General features: G+C 57.7%; 6 protein-coding genes. 4 read left to right on the top strand and 2 right to left on the bottom strand.

Going from position 1 to position 15,263, the window contains the following annotated elements; translation table 11 throughout:
• Positions 1-60 precede the first annotated feature (60 nt).
• Positions 61-2,073, top strand: coding sequence for a winged helix-turn-helix domain-containing protein (locus HDF16_RS13425; protein ID WP_184217292.1), 2,013 nt, complete (start codon positions 61-63; stop codon positions 2,071-2,073).
• 597 nt (positions 2,074-2,670) lie between these two features.
• Here the strand turns inward: HDF16_RS13425 and HDF16_RS13420 are convergent.
• Both HDF16_RS13420 and HDF16_RS13415 read right to left on the bottom strand, forming a co-directional pair.
• Positions 2,671-3,288 (bottom strand): response regulator, encoded by a 618-nt coding sequence (locus tag HDF16_RS13420; RefSeq protein WP_184217290.1) that lies wholly within the window; start codon positions 3,286-3,288, stop codon positions 2,671-2,673.
• Positions 3,289-3,309: 21 nt separating this feature from the next.
• Entirely contained in the window at positions 3,310-6,309 is a 3,000-nt protein-coding gene (locus HDF16_RS13415) for a sensor histidine kinase (RefSeq protein WP_184217288.1), read from the bottom strand.
• A gap of 286 nt (positions 6,310-6,595) precedes the next feature.
• Here HDF16_RS13415 and HDF16_RS13410 point away from each other — a divergent pair, with 286 nt between their 5' ends.
• From HDF16_RS13410 to HDF16_RS13400, 3 genes are all read left to right on the top strand, one after another.
• Positions 6,596-10,138: an Ig-like domain repeat protein gene (locus HDF16_RS13410; protein ID WP_184217286.1), complete on the top strand. Its 3,543-nt coding sequence runs from the start codon at positions 6,596-6,598 to the stop codon at positions 10,136-10,138.
• 66 nt (positions 10,139-10,204) lie between these two features.
• Positions 10,205-12,628, top strand: a complete 2,424-nt coding sequence (locus HDF16_RS13405; protein WP_184217284.1) for a choice-of-anchor tandem repeat GloVer-containing protein — start codon at positions 10,205-10,207, stop codon at positions 12,626-12,628.
• A 77-nt stretch (positions 12,629-12,705) separates the two neighbouring features.
• Positions 12,706-15,213, top strand: coding sequence for a choice-of-anchor tandem repeat GloVer-containing protein (locus HDF16_RS13400; protein WP_184217282.1), 2,508 nt, complete (start codon positions 12,706-12,708; stop codon positions 15,211-15,213).
• The last annotated feature ends 50 nt before the right edge of the window (positions 15,214-15,263 follow it).

The raw sequence follows: 15,263 nt of genomic DNA, 5'->3' as shown, positions 1-15,263 counted from the left end.
ATTTGGTTGCCGGGGGCTGATCTCATCAGCTCCGCCTCCAGATTAATGTAGAGTTTTCTCATGGCCAAAACAGAGCTGGTGTCCTTTTTGGACTTCCAATTTGATCTCTCTTCGGGCGATCTCGTGCGTGGGGACAAACGGGTCGGGATGCCGAAACAGACCTCGCGCCTCTTGGAAATCTTTCTGGAACGGCCGGGTACAGTCGTTACACGTGCCGAGCTCCAAGAGCTGCTCTGGCCTGAGGGCGAGTTTCTGGACCATGAGCACGCCATCAACCGCGTGATAGCGGACTTGCGAGCCGTTTTTAGAGACAATCCCAAGAACCCGAAATACATCAGAACCGTCCACAAACGCGGATACCGTTTTATTCCTAAGATCTCCGTGATTCCGCCTACAAGTAAAGCTATGAGTCCTGGTGCCGACACCCAGGAGGAACAGGAACTTTCGGTTGTCGAATCGCGCGTGGAGAGTTCGCAAACCGAATCACCTCTGTCTCTGGTGGCCCCCGACTCTGGTTATCCGCAGCAGAACGACGCGCTCCGGGAGGTTCATCCTCTACCAAGGCGATCTTTAGAACGGTATCGCTGGCTTCTTCTGGCTGTGGTTCCCATGCTGCTCATAATCGCCATCGCAGTTTACCGACATCGGCCGCAACCCCCGGTTGTTGAAACGATTACCGTGTCACTCGGAATCGCGCCTTTTCAGACAGAGGGTTCAGGGGCGGAAGAGATCGGAGAGAGTTTCCGTCTCGATTTAGCGGATGCGCTGGCGCAAATTCCAATCGTTCGAATCACAGCGACGAATTCCTTGAACAACATTAACCGCGACAACAGCGGCATTCGCAGCATCTCCGAAAAACTTCATCTGGATATGGTTTTACTCGGCAAGTTTCGAATAGCGGGCGATCGTTGCAAGGTCGAATTCGAACTTGTTCGTAGTCGCGACTCGCTCCATTTGGCATCGTTTCAGTATGAAGGCAGCAAAGATGAACTGGCCGGCGTCCGCGACAAGCTGCAACGGGACATCTTCCTGACCCTTCAAGGTACGGGAAAGTCCATGCAAGCGCTTCGTGGCAGCACGGATGACCCTCAGGCCTATGGCGAGTATTTGCAAGGGCGCGAGTTGACACGAATCCGTGACGTTATGGCCCTGAACCAAGCTTTGGGGCACTACCAGACAGCAATTCAGCGTGATCCAAAGTTTGCCGAGGCTTATGCCGGCATGGCGGTCACTCATCTCGCGCTGCGCTACTTCTCAAATCCTATCGAACACCAGAACGCAGCCAAGCAACTCGCCCAGCAAGCCTTACAACTAGACCCCGCACTTGCAGAGGCTCATGCTGCTCTTGGCGATGTTGCCTTACGCTCTGAATGGAACTTCGCTCTTAGCGAACGTGAACTGCGGCGCGCGATCGAGCTTGATCCGCGCAAGTCTACCTATCACGCATGGCTGGCCTCGTTGCTGGTGTACGAGGGGCGTTTCGATGAAGCAATGGCGGAGATCGACCGCGCTGTTGCTGACGACCCGCTCTGGCCTCTGGTCTACAGTATGGCGACGTATGTTGCCGGCGTGTCTCACGACAACAACCAGGCGATTGCCTTTGCCCAAAGGTATCAGTCCCTTGTGCCCGACTCCCCCGAAAGCCACAACCAGCTCGGCTGGGCTTATTTCGTAGCGAACCGCTATGACGAGGCGTTGGCCGAATGGGGTCGAATGGCCGAGATGGACAAGGACTCGGCTCGCATAGCTCTGGAAGAGCGTGGTCGGGCGGCGTACCACCGCGGAGGTATCCAAGCCTACGCGCTTGCGCGTCTCGAGGCCATGGAACGGCACTCTCCTGAAACCACTCGTCGAGGGAACGATTTTGACCCCGCTGAGTGGTATGCCTTCACAGGTCAACGTGACAAAGCTATCTCGGCTATTCAGCGCGTCATTTCCGAGCACGATGGTGCGGCGATTCTTCTGGCCACAAATCCTATGCTGGACAATCTCCACGACGATGCGAGATTTGTGGCATTAGTTCATCAAGTGGGCTTGACCATACCGAACTATTCGCTCCCGGGTGCCCACTAAACCGGCTACGCAAGCTACATCACTCTGTTGCCAACTCGTATTTTCGATCGCTCTGCAACACGGCGCGAAAGCGAATTCCCGGCTCATGACCTCGGAAACGGTTGGTCTGAATGTCGACTCGTGAGAAAGAATGATGCGCTCATTGAGCCTGGACTAGTCCTTAAACGGCCTCGGCAGTACCGGAGCGAAGACGATTAGAATGACTGCTTGACGAGGGCGGAGTACATCATGCCTCCAAAACGCGAGCGTAGCGTGGATAATTTCTACCTGATGTACATCCAAGTCTTTGAACAGCTCCTAGAGGCTTTCGAATCTAGCTGGCTGCCAGCAACGCCATAAGGGCGTCGCTTCGTAAAATACGGCGCGGAAGAGGTCTCGGCCGCACCTTGGATTGGTAACCACAAGCCGCTGTCCCGGAAGCAACCGGAGTGCCAAATTGCTCAAATGGCGAAACAGGCCGAATTACTTATTGACGCGAATCAGAGCTGCCGGAGATCCAGAATGAATACGTTCTCTTCACACGGTCATCTTTGCGGGAACTAGGCTAGAAAATCTAGATCCCGTGGAGTTTCAATCACTTCCCAAGGAGAAATTCAGCTATCCAATCTCGAAGAAGCCCCGCTGAAGGGCGATCGTTACTGCGTGGGTCCGATCATTGGCGTCGAGCTTCGCCATGATGCTCTTAAGGTAGCCCTTTACGGTGTGCTCAGAGATATTCATCTCTTCTGCTATCAGTTTGTTCGATAAGCCCCGGGCGGCCCGCCGAAGAACCTCCAGTTCCTTCGGAGACAGTTGTGGTCCGCCGTCTGGGGAGAGAAGCTTCGCGGCGATGCCTTCGGGGATGCAGCGCTGTCCCTTGCTGACGAGTCGAATGGTCTTCACAAGCTCGGAGCCCAGCATATCCTTCGAGAGGTAGCCGGAGGCACCTGCGCGAAAGGCGCGCATGGCGTGAAAATCTTCCATCGCGCTGGTGAGCACCACGATGCGCGCACCCGGAAATTCCGCGCGGATGTTTTGTATCGTACCGAGGCCGCCCATGTTAGGCATACGCATGTCAACCAGCATCACATCCGGCGTGTGTAAGCGATATTGCACAAGCGCCTGGTGTCCGTCGATAGCCTCGCCCACGACGGTCATGTCTGTCTCGGAGTTGATCTCCAGTGCAATTCCGGCGCGCATCATTGGATGATCATCAACGACTAGTACTCGAATCATCGGTTCTCCCCAAGCCAGCACTCAGAACTTCAGTAAGGTCCAAAAAGAGAGAGTTGAAGTTTGTTTATCAGGGAAACTATCTGTCGCGTAGATCGTGGTCGCTGGAACATGCAACTCCACAATGGTTCCGTTCACTGCGCCGGGCCCCGCTTCCAGGCGAGCACCGATCTGTCTAGCGCGTTCCCGCATGCCGGGCATTCCCAAATGGCCGTCGCGATAGCCGCTGGAAAGCACCTTTGATGGAATGCCGCAGCCGTTATCACGCACCACAAGACGGAGGTCAGATTCATTGAATTCAAGGAGTACGTCGATGCGAGAAGCTCCCGCGTGGCGGATCGCGTTGGCTAGTGCCTCCTGCGCAATCTTCCTAGCCTCGGCGCTGGCGGCAGAGTTCAGATTACGTGAGGATCCCGCGACGGCGATCGTGAGGCGAGCCTCCGTCGCTGGACGGAGATCCTCGATCATCTCCTTGAGCAATAAAGGGAGTGGTGTACTTTCCACAGGTTCGGAACGGAGTTCGACCAGCAACTCTCTGCCTTCGGTTATCACTTGCTCGGAGTGCTTGAGCGCATTCTCGTAGGAACGACGTGCAGGCTCGCCTTGTGGCAGCTGCTTCGTGATTGTCGAAAAGCGCAGAAGCAAAACCTGAATGGATTGGAAGAAGGTGTCGTGAAGATCTTGAGCGATGCGCTCCCGCTCCCGGAGGCGTTCTACGAGGCGGGCGCGAACCTGGTTGGTTGCGTGGCGCAGCCGGAGTTTGTAGAGCAGGCTAAGCGCACCGGCGGTAAGCAGGACCACAAGGGCCGTGAAGTACCAACTTTGCAGGAAGGTAGGAGGAAGGTAGAAGGCGATCGCTGCACCTGCCGGGCTCCAGACTTCGTCGTTGTTGCTTGCCATCACACGAAACGTGTAGTGGCCGGGGGGGATTTTTGCGTAAAACGCCTGCCGCCGCGTCCCCGCATCCTGCCAGGCCTTGTCAAAACCTTCCAGCTTGTAGCGGAAGCGAACGCGTTGCGGAATTAGGAGGCTTGGAGCGGTATAGTCGAAACGGAGATTCTCGGCGCCTCTATCCAACCTGACGCTCGAAGGCGAAAGGTATTCGCGGCCGTCGGCAACGACCTCGTCCACGAAGACCGCCGGTGCGATTCCATTCCTTGCGATCTTCGCTGGGTTGATCCAGGTCAACTGGTGCCGGCCTGCGAAGAAGATACGGCCATCGTTTGTTCCAAGCGCAGAAGGTAGTGGCCGAAGCTGCACAGGAGCGCTCGTCAGGCCGTCGAGATAGTTGTAGAACCTGAGGGACACCCGGTGGTGCGGGTCGGAAAATGAACGTGCGAGTTCGTCTGCTGGAATAGAAATAACGCCGGTCGACTGGTTCAACCATAGGCTACCGTCGGCGTTCTCGACGATTCCATTGACCCCTTGGATCGAATTTTCACCGCTGCTGAGGATGGAATGAACCTTGCCGTTCCGATAGTAGGAAAGGCCCTCGGTTCCGCCAAGCCAGACATGGTCTCCGTGTTCGACGATCGCAAGAATATTTCCTGCGGTCACGCCGTCGTTTGGACCGAGCGTGTTGGTGGTGTTGCCCGCGACGACGGCGATCTTGTTACGTATGAAGCCCTGCCAGATCCGGCCCTCATGGTCGCAGAACATGCTCAATACGGCAAAATGGTCTTGGTCCGGGGCTTTGAATTTGATCCATTGTCCATCGATTAGCTCGAAGGTTCCATGACCCAGAATGCTGGCCCATAGGATGTGCTTCGCGTCCGTGGTCATGCTCTGGATCTCGAGCGGCAGACCACTGCCATCCTCCGGCATGGGGATCTTCACAAACCGGCCGTCCACGAGATGCCATAACTGGCCGGTAACTCCAATCCAGACGCCACTTGCGGCGTCGGCATAGAGGCTGGTGATGCCTTCGGGGCTGTTCGGAATCGGCACTAGCGCGTCGTCCTTCAGACGAAAAAGAGAGGGGCCATGGATGTTCTTTACCCCGATCAGCAGACCGTCTTTATCCTGAGCCAGGGCGATCCCGTTGGTGGCGGTGGGCATTGCAATTGACGACAACGCTGCTGGCCGGAACTGATCCAACCCCTTTTCGGTGGCGACCCACATGCTTCCTTCACGGTCGCGAATGACCTGGATGCTCAGGTCAGCGGTAAGTCCATCTTTCGCGGCGAAGTTCTGGAATAGTCTTCGATCGATCGGAACGCCGGGGGAGGGAAGTGACGTGGGAAGGCGGAAGACCCCGGATTGGTCGGAGCCCATCCAGAAGCTCCCATCGGGTGCCTCGGCAGCCAATCCAGGAGAAAAGTTTGCGTGCGTGGGAAAGAGCGACCAGTTTCCGCTCTGCCCTCGAACAAGCTCGACGAGGTCATTTTCACTGGCGAGCCATGTCCGGTCGGGGCGATCCGCCCACAGACCCCACAGCTTGCCCTCGATCAGCGTGTCGTGGAACCTATGTTCGCCTGCAGGCAGATACTGCATGGTCTTGCCGTTGTAGGCCCAAATTGTCCCGGAAGCATCGAGAAAAGGGCGGAAGACAGATCGCCCATGAAACCCCCACTCTGGCCCCATCTTCTGCCAATGGCCATCGACGAAACGAGCCATGCCTTGCCCGGTGCCCGTCCAGAGTGATCCATCTTTGAGCTCGAGAAACCCTGCCGGGGTGGAACCAAAGATCCCTTCAGCCGGGTAGTTCGTAACCTTCCCATCCTTGATGAAGCTGACGCCTCCAAATTGATAGCCGACCCAGAGACCGCCCGAATGTGGACCGTAAAGGGTGACGAGATTTTCCGACAAGAGATTGACTCCGTCGGCCGAACGGAACTTGGTGAACTGCACCCCGTCGAAGCGATAGAGCCCAGAGTTCGTTGCGATCCACAGGAACCCGTCCGCTGACTGGGCAATTCTCCAGATGCCTACGGGAGTTCCCTCACGCGCGGTCCAGGTGGAGTGATAAAGGTTGCGAATATCGCCTGCGCTGGAGCTCGCCGCTGGACTCGCAACTTGTGCCATTCCCGCAGAATTGCCGGATACAAGAGCTGCTAGGGTAAGAATTCCGAGCCAACCTCTCCCGTAGATCCCCTCGAAAGAGGGGATCAGGCGACTACGAATGAGGGCTGTCCTAAATTTCATGGAAGATTTATTCATTTTACAGAGTTCTTAAATCCTCTGATCCCGCTTATTCGAAGGCATCTTCATCCGCCCCATGTCTGGCGTTCGACACGCCATGGTCGCGCCGTTCCATGCGCTAAAAATCGGCACTAATACCGTAGGACAAGGTTTTCAGGAAATGGGAGTCATGAAGAAAGTCGTCATCGCCACTCTTTTCGCAATATCCAGCTACCTTCCGGCAGCCGTTGTGCCAGGTTCTCTCTCCGCACGCGCACGCGTGACCAACCCGGTCGATGACCGCGTTTTGGTGACACTGGCAGGCAATACGCATCGCGCTACCCGGGATCTGACGAACGACCGCGGAGCGGTGGCTGCGAACTTTTCGATGCCCCACATGCTGTTGCAGCTGAAGCGCTCGCCAGAGCAGGAGACGGCTCTTCAGAAGGCGATGGAAGCGATGAACAAGCCCGGGAGCCCGACTTATCATTCGTGGCTCTCTGAGCAGGAGTTCGATGAACAGTATGGCGTGAATCACGACGATCTGGTCAGGGTCACGTCGTGGCTGGCAGGGCACGGCTTCACTGTGGGGGGGATAACGCCCGACGGCATGGTTGTGGATTTTTCCGGTACCGCCGCCATGGTTCGGGAGGCCTTCCACACCGACATCCACCGGCTGGAGCTGCGCAACGGCGAAAAGCATGTCGCCAATATGTCCGATCCGCAGATCCCCGCCTCGCTTGCGAGCGTGGTGGTCGGACCCACGTCGCTGAGCGACTTCAAGCCACGCCCGACCCATACGAAGCGCAGCAAAGTTGTCGCAACAGAAGCCCAGAAAACGGCGTCGCGCCTCGGCATGAGTGCGGACTACACCGCCCCGGAAGGCGACAGCACAGCCTATCTGTTCACCCCTGGGGACGCGCAGACAATCTACAACACGACGCCTTTGCTGGCTGCTGGGCACACGGGGAAGGGCCAGACCATCGGCCTGATCGAGGACGAGACCGCCTACGATCCCAGCGGGACAGGTACGTCGGCGGACTGGACGACCTTCATGAATACATTCGACCTGGCGAAGTATGGTGGCAAGCAGACGACTTCGTTTCCAGCAGGGCCGATCTTCTGCGGTCAGCCGGGCGACTACAGCGACGGAACGGACATCGAGGTGGCACTGGACATCGAGTACGCCTCTGCCATGGCTCCGGGTGCAAACGTGGTCGTGGAAGCATGTCAGGACGGGTACAGCACATTCGGAGGTTTGATCGCGGTCGAGAACCTCGTTTCCGCGGAAAAGATCGCGGCTCCCGTGCTGAGCATCAGCTACGGCTTCTGCGAAGTCGGTAATGGCGCAGCGAACAACGCTGCCTACTCTTATGCCTACCAGCACGGCGCCGCCCGCGGAGTATCGATCTTCGTCTCAAGCGGAGATGACGGTGCGCGATCCTGCGATGACGGGAATGATGTCTCGTACTTCGGCACTGGCACAAGTGGATTTGCTACCACGCCCTACAACGTCGCTGTCGGTGGAACGGACTTCTCCGACACCTACAGCCACACCCGCTCGACCTACTGGAACTCGTTCAACGCTTCGGACTTCTCATCGGCGAAGAGCTACATCCCGGAGATTCCCTGGAACGATACCTGCGCAAGTGAGCTGATCTCCGGCTACCTGGGTTACCCGAGCACCTACGGGGCAAACGGATTCTGCGAAAGCGCGCTGGCGGCGACATTTACGCCGAGCGGTTCGCTCGAATTCATCGATGTCGTGGCGGCCAGCGGTGGCCCGAGCAGTTGCTACAGCGGCACGCCCGACGACAGTGGCATAGCGAACGGAACCTGCAAGGGACAGCCGAAGCCGTCTTGGCAAAGAGTCTTTGGCAATCCGAACGACTCTGTGCGCGATATTCCGGACGTCTCGCTCTTCGCTTCGAACGGCATCTGGGGGCACTACATCGTGCTGTGTGCCTCGAATCCGGCAGAGGGTCAGGACGGCACTCAACCCTGCACTGGAACTCCTGATACCTGGGTTGGTGAAGGCGGAACCTCGGCGTCTGCTCCGATGATGGCGGGCATTCAAACGCTCATCAACGACTACACGAAGGAAGTCGCCGGCAATCCGAACTACCTTTACTATTCGCTGGCGAATACGGAATACGGTTCGACAGGAAGCGCAGCCTGCAACTCGTCCGCTGGAACGAACGGCACCAGCGGCTGCATCTTCCATGACATCACGCTTGGCGATATCAATACGCCCTGCACCTATTATCCGAACGCGACCGTATCGTTCAACTGCTTCGGAATCATGAACGATACCAATATCAATGCGCCTAGTGGTTTCCCGATTGGTGTAGGTTCGCTCTCCGCAACCAGCTATCAGAAGACCTATGGCACCAACGTCGGCTGGGACTTCGCGACGGGCATCGGTTCGGTCAACGCGTGGAATCTTGCCCAGGGCTTCGCAAAGGCATACGGCGCTGCATCTCCTTTCAAGGCGACGGTCGGTCTCACCGAAAGCGTTTCCTCCTATGTTTACTCTCACGGCCCCACGAGCATTACCTTGACGGCAACCGTCACTGGTACGGGCACCTATCCTACGGGCACAGTGACCTTCGCAATCGGAGGCACTGTGCTGTCGACGGTGACGCTTGAACCTACCGCCGGATGCTCAACCGGTGGATCTTGCACAGAGGTGGCGACGTATGCCGCTTCTACAGCATCGCTTGGGGTTGGTGCCTATACGGTGACCGCAACCTACAATGCGAACAATGAGAATTACGGCACCTCGAACAATCAGGTCACGCTCCGGGTCGTCAAGGCGGGAACGGTTGCAAACACGACAGCTTTGACGGTGTCGCCCTCGACGTTTGCGGCGGGTTCGTCGAATGTTGTGCTGGCGACGAAGGTCTCAAGCGCTTCGGGAACGCCCTCCGGCACGGTGACCTTTACCATCAGCGGAGTCTCGCAGGGAGTCTGCACACTCAATGGGTCGAGTGCATGCTCAATCACCATCTATCCGACCAGGCTTCTCGCAGGCACTCATCCGGTGATTGCGGTATACAGCGGCTCGCCCACCTATGCCTCCTCGACTTCGGCGGCAACAAACTTGGTGATTACACCAGCAGCGACGACAACTGTAGCCAGCGGCTCCAGTTCCGTCGTCACGGGTGGCATGGTGACCCTGGTGGCAACGGTGAAGCGTCCAGCGGGATATAACGGAATCCCTACAGGAAAGGTACAGTTCACTTCGGCGGGCTTGCTGCTGAGCTCTCAAGGTGCCGTGACCCTGGACCCCACGGGCAAGGCTGTTTACGAGCAAGAGTTGACCGGGGTTATCGCCGGGACTTATCAAGTGATCGCGAAGTATTCGGGGGACAGCACGGATTCCGAGTCGACTTCTCAGGTGCTGACCGTTGTTGTGACCAGGGCTGAGACAGAGGTTACCTTGAAGGCGAGCGCCAACCCAGTCGCTGAGGGCACGTCCACGCTGATCACGGCAACGGTTAGCCATGCCTGCTGTTCGACGATCACGCCCACGGGCACGGTCACCTTCCTCTTGGGCGCAAAGACGCTGGGTGCGGTAAGCCTGGGTTCGGGCAGCGCAGCGCTCTCTGTCAGCACAACAGGTTTAGCTCCCGGCAAGTACAGCGTGGTCGTGAACTATAGCGGCGATGCTACGAACCAGCCATCCACCAGGACCCTCTCCCTGACCGTTGCCGCCCCCGCCGCCTCCTAGGCGGTGGGGCGCGCCCAGGAACCGGCACACACTACATCCGAAGTACCGCAGTATTTGGGAGTTTGAATGATTATGATTCGCCGACTGCTACAAGCCACTCTCGCTACCACTTTGGCCGCCTCTTCGTTGCCGATGGCAGCGACTCAGATCAACCCGGAGCTCGCAACCGCCGCGTCCACCCAGCCCCCCATCGTAGATGTTTACTCCTTCGAGGGTGCCTATCACTGCGGCGGAAGCTGTGCCCCGGACGGCGCTGGCTCTTCCAACAGCCTGATGCTCGCCAGCGATGGAAACTACTACGGCGCTACCGTAAGCGGCGGGTCGCTTTATCCCCCTTACTACGGCGTCCTGTTCAAGCAGGCGCCATCCGGTACCTACACAAATATTCATAGCTTCGGCTTCTCGCCAGATGGCGCGACGGTGGTCACGTCCTTGATGGAGGCTTCGGACGGCAACCTCTACGGGGTAACCGACGCTGGAGGCGAGCACTACAACGGGACGATCTTTCAGTACAACCTGAGGTCCGGTGTCTTCACGACGCTCTATAGCTTTGCGAACGGTGGCGATTCTTATAGTCAGCTGGTTGATGACGGCAAGGGAAATCTCTATGGCACGACGTCGTACGACGGTATCAATAGCTTTGGCAACATCTTCTCCTGGAACTACAAGACGAATACTTATACCGACATCTACGACTTTAACAACGGTGCCGATGGGACTCGTCCATGGGCGGGAATAGTTATCGCAAGCGACGGGAGGATCTATGGCACCTCGCGCTTTGGCGGACCGACAGACCATACCGGCACCGGCTTTGGCGACGGCATAGCCTGGTCGATCAATATCGATGGCACCGGCTTCAAGGCGATCCACAATTTTGGATCAAGTGAGACCGACGGCTACTCTCCTGTTCAGGGCTTCGTACAAGCAGCCGACGGCTCCTTGTACAGTACGACTCTCTACGGCGGCAATGACTGCTCAGCAATCAACAGCACGAGTGGCTGCGGCACCCTGTACAAGATCGTGCCCAATGCTACGGAGCCGACCTACGAAAAGGTTTACGCCTTCAACCTGAACGCCGGTCAGGGCGTTCAGCCACAGCATAGCGCTCCGACGCTTGGTGGTGACGGGAAGCTCTACGTAGTCGCTCAGTCGGGCGGACCGGCCGGTTACGGGCAGTTGATGTCGTTCTCGACCGCCGGCGCGTATTCGGACGTGCATGACTTTGGCGTTCCGGGAGCAGTCGATACATCCGCGTCTCCCGCGGCTGCGGTCCTCGAAGATCAGGGCGGCAACCTGTGGGGCGGCACGACCGCTGGCGGTGCGAACCAGAACGGCGACATCTACGAGATCAAAGCTGGTATCGCACCTGCAATGACCTTGAGGGCAAGCACCGTCGATCTCGACGAGGACCAGGCGGTACAACTCACGTGGTCCGTAACCAACGCGTTCAGCACTTCAGCCAAACTCTGCTTTGCTTCGAGCTCCGATGGCAGCTTCAAAGGGTTGAAGCCGATCAGTGGATCGACGAAGGTGACACCGGCAAGAGCGGGCACGATCCTCTACAGTCTCACATGCGGCGGCTCGCAAACGGCTCTCGCTTCTGTCAAGGTTGCGCCCGTCTTCGTGACGACGACAACGATTACCTCCGCACCGTCCACTCTTCTCTATGGCCGGACGGGGACCATCGTGGCCTCGGTCACCTCTCCGTCCGGAAGCGTCTCGGGAACGGCCGAAGTGCTCGTGGGCGGCAAGGTCGTCGGCTCGGCGGCGGTCGCCGGCGGTGTGGCACGCATCCCCTTCGCAACCTCCGGACTGAGTGCGGCGGCTTACAGCTTTCAGGTGAAGTACGAAGGCAACCAGACCTATGGGGACTCGGAATCAGGCGTCGATAAGATCACGATTACGAAGGCCACGCCCGCAGTGAAGTTTGCTATTAGTCCGACAACGATTGTTGATGGTCTGCCCGCTACATTTACGGTTTCGGTGAGCAATGGCGGCGCACCACTTAGTGGCACCGTCGCCTTCTCAGTTGCCGGAAAGACGATTGGCAGCGTTCCGCTCTCTTCTGGCTCGGCATCGCTCACGGTGGACACGACGCCTTATGTGGCAGGCAACTTCACCGTCACAGCGACGTACGGTGGGGACGCCAATGATGCCTCGGCTTCAGCGACCCAGACGGCGACCATTGCGAAAGACTCGACAGCCACGACACTCGTCATCCCGACCACCATCGTATCGGGAACGCCGATCTCCGCGACGGTCGCGGTGACGAAGCCGAATCTGCCGGGCGTGCCTACCGGCACTGTTCAGCTGCTCTATGCCGGGGAGGTGCTCGGCAGTGCGGTGCTCTCCAACGGCAAGGCGATCATTACCGCCTCCTCGGCCGGAATCCCTGTCGGGTCTTACGCGCTGAACGCTGTCTACCTCGGAGACGCGCAAGACGCCGCATCGTCCTCCCTGGCATCGGCCATCACCGTAACCAAAAAATAAGCGGGCCACACGCGGGCGACTGAAACTTAAGCCGCCCGCGCGATGACCCTCCAAAGGTTCAAGGAGTTGTGAACGATATGAAGCAGGTTCCGGTCTTGATGATTGCCCTTCTTGCTGCTGCGCTGCCGTTGCGCGCCCAGTCGCACGCCCCATCGCAGGACTCCGTGAAGGCAAAGCTTGCCCAGGGTGCGAGGGCGTTGGTTCCTGGAGCGAACCGCCAGCAATCGACTTCGGGCGCTGCCAGCGCCGTTAGGACGCAAGCCGCTGCCGCATCGAGTCAGCCAACGCTACAGATCTCGTCCGGGGTCGGTCCGTTGGTGCTCCATACCTTCGATGTCCCGACATCCGCGACGGACGGGCAGGGCCCTGATGCTCCCGTAATTTTTGCGAGCGACGGCAGGCTGTACAGCACCACGACCGCAGGCGGCAAGAACGGCTGCGGAACTATCTTCAGCTATGATCCGGCGACCCAGGCCTATCTCACTCTCTACAGCCTGGACTGCAATAAGGATGGCGAGCTCCCGCTCAGTGGCTTGATTCAGGCGACAGACGGTTATCTCTATGGAACAACCATTGCTTCCGGCCCTGTCGCCAGCCCGGTCTTTGGTGGTTCCATCTTCCGGTACAACATCGCGACCGGGGCGTTCACCACTCTCTACCGCTTTCAGCATGGTGGAACACCGTATGGTGATCTGATTGATGATGGAAACGGAACGCTGTATGGAACGACCTTCGCCGACGGCGCCCACGGGGATGGCAGCATCTGGAGCTGGAGCTACGCGACAAATAAGTTCAACACGCTCTATTCCTTCACCGGTGAAGTTGACGGCGCGGGAGCAACGGGCGGCCTTGTCCTTGCCAGCGACGGGCGTCTTTATGGAACGGCGGCGTATGGAGGCACACTCGGATGGGGAACAGCCTTCGTGATCAACACAGATGGCACGGGATTCAAGTCTTTCTATAGCTTTACAGACTTCTATCTTGGCCTTGACGGGTCTGCACCTTCTGCGGACCTTGTAGAAGCCCAGGATGGAAACCTCTACGGGACGTCATGCTGTGGTGGCGCCCTCGGCGTTCAGGGTGCGTTCTTCCGCATCACGCCAAATGGAGCAGACTCCACGCTGACACCGCTCGCTGCTTTGGGACAATCTTTATATCCGACGCCTTTTGTCGAAGGCGGCGATGTCGATCTCGGACGGCCCATGATTGCGGGCGATGGATATATGTACATCACGCCCTCCTATGGTGGCTCCAATCCGGGCGGAACGACTCTTCAAATGGACACCTTCGGAGATGCAAACAGAATCTACAGCTTTGAAAATCCCTACGATGACTTCGCCGTTAGCCCACTAGGCGGCGTTATGGAGGGCCAGGACGGCAACCTGTACGGAGCTACATACACCAGCCCCTTTGCTTCCGGCATTCTCTACGCCCTGAATACGGGTCTTCCACCTGCGATCTCGCTTACAACGAGCACGACGTCAGCATACGTAGGTGTGCCGCTATCCATTGACTGGTCGGTCAACAATGCATTCAGCAATAACGCCGCCGTTTGTATGGCTCGCAGCACCGACGGCACATTTGGCGGTAACGGATCGGCTGGGCTTCGCAGCATCGCGGGCGAACAAAACGTGACGCCAGTGGGCAGCGGCGACGTCACCTACTCCTTCACCTGCGGCGGCGTAGAGTCGGCGACGGCGAAGGTCCATGTAAGCAGGGTGCCCACGACCACAGCGGTAGTCACAGCATCGTCGGTCGAACAGGGCCAGACAGCGAAGATCAGCGCGAAGGTTACGGCGCATGTCGGCACCAATGCGCCAAATGGAAGTGTAAGCCTGGTCGTCAATGGCCAAACGCTTTCGAAAGCTGCCCTTTCGAACGGAACCGCGACATTCTTTATACCGACGAGTGGTGTTGCGCCAGGACTTTATAAGGGATACGTAAGTTACGCAGGGACAAACACTTTCTACGGCTCTACCTCCACAAATGATCTGGTCGATCTGAGGGTACTCCCGAAGGCTTCCTTCGTGGCATCCCCGGCAACGACGATTCAAGGCCTTGACTCTACCTTCACCGTTCACCTGACTAACACGGGAGCGCCGGCCCCAACTGGTACGGTGACGTTCAAGAGCCCCACGATCAACTTTGGAAGCACCACCGTAACCAAGGGCGTGGCAAGTCTACTGGCGAACTTCGCCACAGCACCGGCTGGAACATACCAGATCACAGCGACTTATAGCGGTGATAACTATAACGAGCCTGTCAGTGCAACGCAGACGATCCAACTCAACAGGGCAGAGACCATCGCAACACTTACCGGACCTGCCGCCATCAATGCGGGGTCATCCGGGGAATATAAGGTTGTGGTAATCCGGCCGAACCTGCCAGGCACGGCGACAGGAAAAATAACTCTGGCTTTGGGTACAGCCGTGGTCGGCTCAGGCACTCTCTCCGGAGGCACGGCAACTATTACGGTATTCTCCTCAGCAGCGAAGGCTGGAACTTATCACCTCACTGCTCAATACTCAGGGGATCAAAACGATACATCCTCTTTGTCTCTGCCTCTTGTTGTGACCATTCGGTGAGATAACTGGGGGAATCACTGAGTTGGTCCTGTTTTACTGCCGAATAGCCG

The sequence above is a fragment of the Granulicella aggregans genome, assembly GCF_014203275.1.
Lineage (GTDB): Bacteria > Acidobacteriota > Terriglobia > Terriglobales > Acidobacteriaceae > Edaphobacter.
The sequence above is the reverse complement of the archived record's forward strand: the minus strand, read 5'-3'. Positions and strand labels throughout refer to the sequence as shown.

Bases quoted from the DNA above. Each gene is read 5' to 3' on its own strand.
- HDF16_RS13420 (WP_184217290.1), bottom strand. From the start codon at position 3,288: ATGATTCGAGTACTAGTCGTTGATGATCATCCAATGATGCGCGCCGGA.
- HDF16_RS13410 (WP_184217286.1), top strand. From the start codon at position 6,596: ATGAAGAAAGTCGTCATCGCCACTCTTTTCGCAATATCCAGCTACCTT.
- HDF16_RS13415 (WP_184217288.1), bottom strand. From the start codon at position 6,309: ATGGCACAAGTTGCGAGTCCAGCGGCGAGCTCCAGCGCAGGCGATATT.
- HDF16_RS13405 (WP_184217284.1), top strand. From the start codon at position 10,205: ATGATTATGATTCGCCGACTGCTACAAGCCACTCTCGCTACCACTTTG.
- HDF16_RS13425 (WP_184217292.1), top strand. From the start codon at position 61: ATGGCCAAAACAGAGCTGGTGTCCTTTTTGGACTTCCAATTTGATCTC.
- HDF16_RS13400 (WP_184217282.1), top strand. From the start codon at position 12,706: ATGAAGCAGGTTCCGGTCTTGATGATTGCCCTTCTTGCTGCTGCGCTG.